The 9,960-nt window shown below is 49.7% G+C and carries 8 protein-coding genes; 6 read left to right on the top strand and 2 right to left on the bottom strand.

Annotated features, from left to right (window positions below; translation table 11 throughout):
• Positions 1-239 precede the first annotated feature (239 nt).
• A complete protein-coding gene (locus Q0852_RS21105) occupies positions 240-1,400 on the bottom strand; it encodes a 2-octaprenyl-3-methyl-6-methoxy-1,4-benzoquinol hydroxylase (protein WP_299021820.1) in 1,161 nt (386 codons plus the stop codon).
• 402 nt (positions 1,401-1,802) lie between these two features.
• Here Q0852_RS21105 and miaB point away from each other — a divergent pair, with 402 nt between their 5' ends.
• From miaB to Q0852_RS21075, 6 genes are all read left to right on the top strand, one after another.
• The gene (gene miaB / locus Q0852_RS21100) at positions 1,803-3,227 is read left to right on the top strand and encodes a tRNA (N6-isopentenyl adenosine(37)-C2)-methylthiotransferase MiaB (RefSeq protein WP_299021818.1); all 1,425 of its coding nucleotides are present in this window, start codon (positions 1,803-1,805) and stop codon (positions 3,225-3,227) included.
• An 84-nt stretch (positions 3,228-3,311) separates the two neighbouring features.
• Positions 3,312-4,391 (top strand): PhoH family protein, encoded by a 1,080-nt coding sequence (locus tag Q0852_RS21095; RefSeq protein WP_299021815.1) that lies wholly within the window; start codon positions 3,312-3,314, stop codon positions 4,389-4,391.
• Complete coding sequence (gene ybeY, locus Q0852_RS21090) at positions 4,391-4,855, top strand: rRNA maturation RNase YbeY (RefSeq protein ID WP_299021813.1); 465 nt, start codon at positions 4,391-4,393, stop codon at positions 4,853-4,855. Before Q0852_RS21095 ends, ybeY begins: the two co-directional genes overlap by 1 nt.
• An 87-nt stretch (positions 4,856-4,942) precedes the next feature.
• The gene (corC, locus tag Q0852_RS21085) at positions 4,943-5,815 is read left to right on the top strand and encodes a CNNM family magnesium/cobalt transport protein CorC (protein ID WP_299021823.1); all 873 of its coding nucleotides are present in this window, start codon (positions 4,943-4,945) and stop codon (positions 5,813-5,815) included.
• Positions 5,816-5,818: 3 nt separating this feature from the next.
• The gene (lnt, locus tag Q0852_RS21080) at positions 5,819-7,372 is read left to right on the top strand and encodes an apolipoprotein N-acyltransferase (protein WP_299021811.1); all 1,554 of its coding nucleotides are present in this window, start codon (positions 5,819-5,821) and stop codon (positions 7,370-7,372) included.
• Positions 7,373-7,780: 408 nt separating this feature from the next.
• Positions 7,781-9,349, top strand: coding sequence for a S8 family serine peptidase (locus Q0852_RS21075; protein ID WP_299021808.1), 1,569 nt, complete (start codon positions 7,781-7,783; stop codon positions 9,347-9,349).
• Between the two features lie 66 nt (positions 9,350-9,415).
• Here Q0852_RS21075 and Q0852_RS21070 read toward each other — a convergent pair whose 3' ends face one another.
• Positions 9,416-9,898, bottom strand: a complete 483-nt coding sequence (locus Q0852_RS21070) for a zinc ribbon-containing protein (RefSeq protein ID WP_299021806.1) — start codon at positions 9,896-9,898, stop codon at positions 9,416-9,418.
• Between the last annotated feature and the right edge of the window lie 62 nt (positions 9,899-9,960).

Genomic DNA, 9,960 nt, shown 5'->3' with positions numbered 1-9,960 from the left:
AATTGGTAGACGCACCAGATTTAGGTTCTGGCGCCGCAAGGTGTGAGAGTTCAAGTCTCTCCTTCCGCACCATTATTTAGAAACCCACCTTTTGGTGGGTTTTCTTATGTCTGCAGTAAAATCGACTGCTGATAATACTGATTTTACAACCTACCAAATGATCGTATCTCTCTGGTTGTTAAGCCGAATGTTGTTAATAACACTCGGCTTTTTCTTTATCTGCCGATTATATAATCGTCCTACATCCCCATTGCATATTTCAGCACCTGCTTTTTCAACGGGCCAGTATGATCAGCCAGCTTCAAACCAATATTGCGCGCCATTTTTACCGGCAGCAATGAGTTACTGAAAGTGGTATAGAAAAAATCCATCCCGGTTTGCATCAGCAAATTATCCGGACGGCGACGACGTTCATACGCTCGAAGCACTGCCGGTTCGGCCCACTCTTTACCGCCCTTCTCCACCTCATGAAGCAGGACATCGACATCTTTAAAGCCCAGGTTAACACCCTGCCCAGCGAGCGGGTTAATCGTATGGGCGGCATCACCGAGTAAAACCACACCAGGCTTAAAATAAGTCTGGGCATGACGGCGAGTAAGCGGGAAACTACCGGAATTAAGCACCTTAAATTCGCCCAGCTCATCGGGGAAATGGGCACAGATCTGCTCATGTAGCTGAGCAGGTGCCATCGCACTGAGCTGTCGGATCCGCTGAGGACTGTCATACCAGACCAGCGATGCTTGATGGCCCGGCAACGGCAAGAAAGAACGAGGACCATGAGGAGTAAACATCTGCCAGGTAATATCCTGTTGGGGCAACGCCGTCTCTACATTGATCAGCATGCAGTGCTGGCGGTAATCCCAGGCTGTAATGCCGATACCTGTCTGTTGCCTAACCTGGGAATTGGCGCCATCCGCACCAACCAACAAGCGAGTATAAATCTGATGGCCATTATCCAGTACCACCCGGTAACCACCATCGACTGGCTCAGCCTTTTCCATCCGAGACGGGCAAAGTAACGACAACGTAGGATAGTCAGCAAACTGCTGCCAAAGGCCCAGCTGAATAATGCGGTTTTCGACAATGTAGCCCAGGCGATCAAGGTTCATCTCATCAGCATTGAAGCGAGTACGGCACTCAGGATGTTCCCATGTTTCCAGGCGTTTAAACGGACATAGCCGCATCTGCAAGATGCTGTCCCAGGCCCCCAAGCGCATCAGAAGGGCAACAGAATTTGGGGAAATGGCTGACACCCGCAAGTCCATTGGCTGCTCAGGATGATAAGGCTGTGGCTCTTTTCCCTCAATAACGGCAACGCTCATTCCCTGCTGCGCCAGTCCTAGTGCGGTCGCAGCACCGACCATACCGCCGCCTGCCACCACTACATCAAATTGTTCCATGTCTGTTCTCATCTCAGTGCTATACCCAATAACTCTCTGAATCTGACTCTCTATATCCGGGTCAGACAATACCAAACAGAATAATTGCTCATGTTACCTGATTCCCCCCAAGCCAGCAGCGATAATTAGCTGGCAAAACTTGATAATATGATATGTTCCATTTGTTATCAGGAAGAAACACCACCGACTCGACAACGGAATGCAAACTACAATATAGACAGCAATTATCCCTCGATGAAATAAATCCATATTTTATTCGGGGTGGTGATGTTCTGGTCAGGCCGAGCTTAAAGCAGTACAATACGCCGCTTGCTACAGCTAACAGCCGCTCTTTCGCCGCCGTTAGCCGAATGATGCAATGTTGAATGCAATGAATAAAACACTACGAGCGAAGAGTTAGACATGGCTAAGAAACTGCTTATAAAAACCTGGGGCTGCCAGATGAACGAATACGATTCATCAAAAATGGCCGATCTTCTCAATGCAGCCAATGGCTTCGAATTAACGGAAGAACCAGAAGAAGCAGACGTTCTGCTACTGAACACCTGTTCAATCCGTGAAAAGGCGCAAGAAAAAGTTTTCCACCAGCTAGGTCGCTGGAAAACACTAAAAGACAAAAAGCCTGATCTGGTGATTGGTGTAGGTGGTTGTGTAGCAACTCAGGAAGGCGACTCTATTCGTCAGCGTGCTCCTTATGTTGATGTAATCTTTGGCCCGCAAACCCTGCACCGCCTGCCAGAGATGATTAAGCAGTCTGCTTCTGATCATGCACCAGTAATGGACATCTCTTTCCCTGAAATTGAGAAATTCGACAGCTTGCCTGAGCCTCGTGCCGAAGGGGCAACTGCATTCGTTTCAATTATGGAAGGTTGCTCGAAATACTGTACTTACTGCGTAGTACCATATACCCGCGGTGAAGAGGTTAGCCGCCCATTGGACGACGTTCTATATGAAATCGCGCAGCTAGCTGAACAAGGCGTTCGTGAAGTTAACCTGTTAGGCCAAAACGTAAATGCCTACCGTGGTAATACTTATGAAGGTGATATCGCTACATTTGCTGAGCTTCTTCGTCTGGTTGCGGCCATCGATGGTATCGACCGTATCCGCTATACCACCAGCCACCCAATCGAGTTTACTGATGACATCATCTCAGTATACGAAGATACCCCAGAGGTAGTGAGCTTCCTGCACCTGCCGGTACAAAGTGGCTCGGACCGTATCCTGTCGATGATGAAGCGTCCGCACACGGCTATCGAGTACAAGTCGAAGATCCGTAAGCTACGCAAAGCTCGTCCGGATATCACTATCAGCTCAGACTTCATCGTGGCATTCCCTGGCGAAAGCGATCAGGACTTCCAAGACACCATGAAGCTGATCCGCGAAGTAGACTTCGACATGAGCTTCAGCTTTATCTTCTCAGCACGCCCTGGTACTCCAGCCGCTGACTATCCGTGTGATCTACCTGAAGAAGTGAAGAAGCAACGCTTGTATGAACTGCAACAACAGATCAATACTCAGGCTATGCGCTATTCACGCCAGATGCTAGAGACTGAACAGCGTATTCTGGTAGAAGGCCCATCGAAGAAGAACATCATGGAACTTCGCGGCCGTACCGAGAACAACCGTGTAGTTAACTTTGAAGGCTCCGCCGATCTGATTGGCCAGTTCGTTGACGTGAAGATCACTGACGTATTTACGAACTCACTACGCGGTGAACTGGTACGCACAGAAGCCGAAATGGATCTGCGTGTAGCAATGTCTCCAAGCGAAGTAATGGAAAAAACACGCAAAGAAGATGAATTGGGTGTAGGCGTATATACTCCTTAGTAAGAAGCCAGTCTGAAGACAAGTAGGACGCGCCCTGAACAAATGGTCGCCCGCATTTCGGGCGACCGCAATGAGAGGCAAATCTTGAGCAAAATAATTACTGTAGAATTCAATCTGGAACCCGCCGATAACCTGCGCCTTTCCAGCCTTTGCGGCCCTTTCGACGACAATATCAAACAACTTGAACGCCGTTTGGGTGTAGAAATCAACCACCGCGGCAATAGCTTCAGCGTTGTAGGCAAACCTCACACCGCCCAGGCCGCTGCCCACATTATCAAAACCCTGTATGTCAGCACGGCCCCAGTCCGTAACAACATTCCAGATATCGATCCTGAGCAAATTCACCTGGCGATCAAAGAAACCGGTGTCTTGGAACAGATGACAGAAAGTACTATCCCGTATGGCAAAGAAGTTCACATCAAGACCAAGAAAGGTGTGATCAAGCCACGGACACCGAACCAGGCTCAGTACATTAGCAACATGGTTACCCACGATATCACTTTCGGTATCGGCCCTGCAGGTACGGGTAAAACCTACCTGGCCGTTGCTGCTGCCGTTGATGCGCTGGAACGCCAGGAAATCCGCCGTATCCTGCTTACCCGCCCTGCGGTTGAAGCCGGTGAAAAATTGGGCTTTCTGCCGGGAGACCTGAGCCAGAAAGTCGATCCATACCTGCGCCCGCTCTATGACGCCCTTTTTGAAATGCTGGGCTTCGAGCGCGTAGAAAAGCTGATTGAACGCAATGTGATTGAGGTTGCTCCTCTGGCGTATATGCGTGGCCGTACCTTGAATGATGCCTTCATCATTCTGGATGAAAGCCAAAACACCACAGTCGAACAAATGAAAATGTTCCTGACCCGCATCGGCTTCAACTCTCGGGCAGTGATCACCGGTGACGTCACCCAGATCGACCTGCCGCGCGGCGCTCGCTCCGGTCTGCGCCATGCAATTGAAGTCCTATCAGATGTCAACGAAATCAGCTTCAACTTCTTCCAGGCCGATGACGTGGTCCGCCATCCGGTTGTGGCACGTATCGTGCAGGCCTACGAGGTATGGGAAACTGAAGATCAAAAACAACGCAAGTTGGCAGAACAACGCCGTCGTGAACAACAACAGGCCGTTGCCCCTCTTGCTACAACTGCTACAACGGAAAATAATAACTAATGGCGATTTATCTCGATCTGCAATATGCCACTGAAAGTCAGGAAGGCATGCCAAGCGAAACTGACTTTCAGCAATGGCTAGAAGCAGCTGTCACTCCATTCCAGGCCGATGCCGAAGTAACCATCCGTCTGGTTGACGAAGAAGAGAGTCACGCTCTAAACCACGAATACCGCGGCAAGGACAAACCAACAAATGTACTGTCATTCCCGTTTGAGGCTCCACCAGGAGTGGAGATAGATCTGCTGGGTGACTTGATCATCTGCCGCCAGGTAGTTGAGAAAGAAGCCAAAGAACAGAATAAACCGCTAAATGCCCACTGGGCACATATGGTTGTACACGGCAGTCTCCATCTGCTAGGTTATGACCATATTGAAGATGATGAAGCCGAAGAAATGGAAGGCTTGGAAACGGAAATTATGGTGAAGATGGGCTTTACGGATCCGTACGCCGAAGAAAAGCTGTAACATTATCTAAAAGCCGTTGTCGAATAGCTAGTGATAACATCCCGTGGCACTGCCACCCAACTGACAGAGAATGATTTCTTACAAGCAATGAACGAAGATAACTCCCAAAATTCTGAAGGTCCGAGTAGAAAGTCCTTCTTTGAACGTATCGGCCAATTATTTCAAGGTGAACCACAAAACCGTGAAGAGCTGGTCGAAGTCTTCCGTGATTCGGAAGAAAACGATTTGATCGATCACGACACCCGCGACATGCTCGAAGGTGTCATGGAAATCTCGGAAATGCGTGTTCGTGACATCATGATCCCACGCTCCCAGATGGTCACAATCGAACGTTCTCAGAAGTTAGAAGACCTGATTGATTTAATTGTTGATGCCCAACACTCACGCTATCCGGTGATCAGTGACGATAAAGATCATGTCGAAGGCATTTTGCTGGCAAAAGATCTATTGCGTTACCTGCTCCCGAACAGCGAGCCATTTGATATGGACAAAGTGCTTCGCCCGGCCGTTGTAGTACCGGAAAGTAAGCGCGTTGACCGCCTGCTGAAAGAGTTCCGAGAAGAACGCTATCACATGGCGATCGTAGTCGATGAATTTGGCGGGGTATCCGGTGTTATCACCATTGAAGACATCCTAGAGCAGATTGTCGGCGAAATCGAAGACGAATTCGACGATGAAGAAGAACAGGATATCCGTCAGCTAAGTAAGCACACTTTCTCGGTTAAGGCACTGACGACCATCGAAGACTTCAACGAGATGTTCCAGACCCAATTCAGCGATGAAGAAGTCGATACGGTTGGTGGGCTGGTAATGACCAGCTTTGGCCACCTGCCGAATCGAGGTGAAGTGGTTGAACTCAGCGGCTACTCGTTCAAAGTCACATCAGCCGATAACCGCCGTGTTATTCAGTTGCAAGTGACCGTGCCTCACGAAGCACACCAACCGACAACGACATCATAGATAATGAAAAAAACTTCATTACAAACGCTGGGGCGGCTTTTGCCGGCAGCCCCGGCGGGTGCACTCGCCACCCTTTCATTTGCCCCTTATAACTACTGGTTTCTTGCGCCAGTTTCTCTTTTCGGTTTTTTCTTCCTGCTTCAGAACCAAAGCATCAAGCGCTCCGCCCTGATCGGCTTTCTTTGGGGGCTTGGCCTGTTCGGAACCGGCATCAGCTGGGTTCATGTAAGTATTGATACTTTTGGCGGTATGCCGAAAATTGCCAGCCTTTTCCTGATGAGCATGCTGATAGGTTACCTGGCGCTTTTCCCGGCCGCCTTCGGGGCCCTATTCAACCGTTTCAACCGCGGTCGCCCTCTCCACCAGCTGCTATTGAGCGGCCCGGTACTCTGGCTGCTACTCGACTGGTTCCGGGGCTGGTTCCTGACCGGTTTTCCCTGGCTATGGATGGGCTACAGCCAAATAAACAGTCCACTGTCGCCAATCGCCCCCATTCTCGGCGTTGAGGGGATCACCCTCGCCCTGGTACTGAGCAGCAGTGCCTTCGTAGCAGCATGCTGCCACCGAAACTGGAAGCCTCTGCTAATCCCGGCATTGATCATCGGGTTTGGCATCCTCGCAGGCAATATTCAATGGGTAACCCCGTCTCCGGAAAAAAGTGTCGATGTTGCTCTTATCCAGGGGAATGTCCCGCAAGCGCTGAAATGGCTGCCAAGCCAACGCTGGCCGACCTTAATGAAGTACACGGATCTCACCAGGGAAAACTGGGACGCCGACCTGATCGTCTGGCCGGAAGCGGCCATCCCAGCCCTGGAAACCCAAGTGCCGACTTTCCTGCAAAATCTCGATAGTGCCGCGCGCCACAACAACAGCACCGTGATCACTGGCGTACTGGATCAGAAGGAGAACGGGGAATATTTCAATAATATTCTGACCCTGGGAATAAATGCTGACGGCCCGTATAAATACGAATCCGCAACCCGTTACAGCAAGCACCACTTACTGCCGTTCGGTGAATTCGTACCATTTGGGGAACTGCTACGTCCACTAGCCCCATTATTTAACTTGCCGATGTCGTCTTTTAGCCGGGGGGGATTTATCCAGCCAAATCTGGAAGCTAACGGCTATTCGCTTGCGCCAGCCCTGTGCTATGAAATCGCCTTCAGCGAGCAGGTACGGCAAAATGTCAGTATCGATACCGAACTCCTGCTCACATTGTCAAACGATGCCTGGTTCGGTAAATCTATCGGGCCATTCCAGCACATGGAAATTGCCCAGATGCGCTCCCTTGAGCTTGGCAAACCCTTACTGAGAGCTACCAACAACGGCATCACTGGCGTTGTTGACCATACGGGTCAAATCGTTAAGCAAATTCCGCAGTTTGAAACAGCGGTACTCAGGGCAACGCTCGTACCGACGGAAGGGCTGACTCCATACACCACATTGGGCAACTGGCCACTTTACCTTTATGTACTCTGGTCACTGGCATTATCAGCACTCCTTATCTGTCGCCAGGCAGGACACTTTCGTGATCACCGCCCACAGGAAATTGATTAACTTACAACAGCATGCAAAATAGCTGAATAGAAACTGAAAAGGCGAAGATTAGTTCTTCGCCTTTTTTTATGTCCTGCTAAGATATATCCCAACAGCAGCAATCAGCCCCTCCAGTAACTAAGGAAGCCTTGATTCATAGCATTCACTACATAACTACATGCCAATACAAAATATGGCAATAACGACACAAATGCCAAATAATTCATCTGCAGAATGCTGCAAAAACAAATCATAATTTTGCCACATATCACCATTTCAAATTAACCGGTTTGAAACCTTCAAATCTTTTTCTGATATGCGTTCAGTTTCTTAAACTTCATCCTGAAAAAACCAATCAATTTGTCAACACTTGGGGCTGAGGAACCATTACTTACCTCATCACAACAAAGATATAAACAAGGATGAAAAATGAGAACCATACCTACAGCAACTGCACTGGCTGTGCTCCTTGCAACCTGTCCAGCCCTTGCCCAAAATAATGAACTCATAACAGATCAGATTATCGTTAAATACCGCAGTCATAGCCCTGTCATGCTCACCGAAGCTGCAGCCAGCAACAGTGTGGCCCACTTGCAGCAAATCACTGACAGCGAAATTCAATATGTTCGTCCAAGCTCTCACGACACCCATGTTCTCAAGGTACCGGATCAACAGAACCTGGAAACAGTAATCGAACAACTCCAGCAAGATCCCAACATCGAATATGCTGAACCTGACCGCATCATGTGGCCAACTGCGATCCCTAACGATCCTGGCTACTCTCTCCAATGGCATTACTCCTCTGCTGTCAGTGGCATTAACATGCCAAAGGCCTGGGATCTCACCACCGGCGGATCTGACGTAATCGTTGCCGTTATTGATACCGGCGTTCGCTTTGATCACCCTGATCTAATGAACAACCTGCTCCCTGGCTATGACTTTATCAAAAATGCCGCCGGCGCCCGTGATGGTGATGGCCGCGATGCTGATGCAACAGATGAAGGTGACTGGTTAGTAGCAGGTCAGTGCGGTAGAAACTACCCACCTCGCGACAGAAACTCATCCTGGCATGGCACCCATGTTGCGGGGACAGTTGCTGCCGAAGGTAACAACGGCCAAGGTGTAACGGGTGTGGCCTGGAATACCCGCATTGTACCAGTACGGGTACTTGGTGCTTGTGGCGGCTATACCTCTGACATCACTGACGGCATGCGCTGGGCTGCAGGCCTTCCTGTTGCCGGAGCCCCTGCCAACCCATATCCAGCTCAAGTATTGAACCTCAGCCTTGGTGGCCAGGGAGCTTGCGGGTACACCTACCAGCAAACTATCAATGAGGTCCGGGGAGCTGGTGCAACCATCGTTGTCGCTGCCGGTAATGACAATCAGAATGTCCGCGATTTCAACCCTGGAAACTGCCAGGGTGTCATCTCTGTTGCATCCAACAACAAAGAAGGCAACCGTGCCTTCTATTCTAATTTCGGTGACATGATTGATATCACTGCACCGGGCGGCGGTCGCTCAGAAGGCATCCTGTCAACTTACAACTCTGGTAAGCGTCAAGCAGAAAAGAATACCTACAACTACTCCATGGGTACCAGTATGGCGGCGCCACATGTTGCAGGTGTTGCTGCTCTGATGTACTCACTGGATGCGAGCCTGACACCGGATCAAGTCGAGCAATATATTAAGGAAACAACACGCCCATTCCCTGCGGGCAGTACTTGTAACACTGCCATCTGTGGTACCGGTATTGTTGATACCTTTGCAGTCTTAGAACGAGTGAAAGGGGTTAAGCCTAATCCTGGACCAAACCCACAACCAGGTACTGTCGATTGCAGCAACTTATCGCTATGGTCTGCATACAACGTTTACCAGGCTGGAGAGCAAATCCAGCAAAACGGTGCTGCCTATGAGGCAAGATGGTGGACCCAGAATCAGTCACCAGTCGAGAACAATTCTGACTGGGGCGTCTGGAGCAAACTAGGTCAATGCAAGTAAGGTGTTGATACAGTAATAATGAAACAGCGGGCCGTCGGCCCGCTGTTATTTTGTAATCGAAGAAAATTAAGGCGATAGCGGACGACGAGTAAACTGTGTGTGGCCGCAATGTGGGCAAGGCTCCAACCGCCTCACGTGAGTATACTGCTCGTGGTAACCGCATTTTTCACAAACCAGATTACCTAACCCGACAATCTCACCGGCCTGATATACGCCCTGATGCTGGAGATCATCCATCACTTCATGCCATTCAAGCTGGGTTTTATCAGTCACCTCTGCGAGCCCGCTCCAGATAGTTTCGGACACCAGCTTATAGAAAGGGCTTTCAGAGAATGGTTCAGGGCTTTCCTTGACACTCTGAGCAAACTCTTTGAGATCACGTTTCAGATAGGCGGAAATCAAGGCCCACTCATCCTTGGTCATGTCGCTGGCAGCCTGACGGTACTTTGCTGTCGTTTCAGCCCACTGCCTTAGCTCATCAGGGCTGTGCTTCAAAGTTTCTGTCACCTGCTCAAGCAGTGCTTCGTATTCCTTTTTTTGCTTAGCCATAGGTCACCTCCTATTTCTGTGGCTCAATTCTGGCTATTTGAGGAATAAACTCCTGCAATCTG

This window comes from uncultured Photobacterium sp. (genome assembly GCF_947502415.1).
In the GTDB taxonomy this organism is placed as follows: domain Bacteria; phylum Pseudomonadota; class Gammaproteobacteria; order Enterobacterales; family Vibrionaceae; genus Photobacterium.
This window is presented reverse-complemented; position numbering and strand designations above follow the sequence as displayed.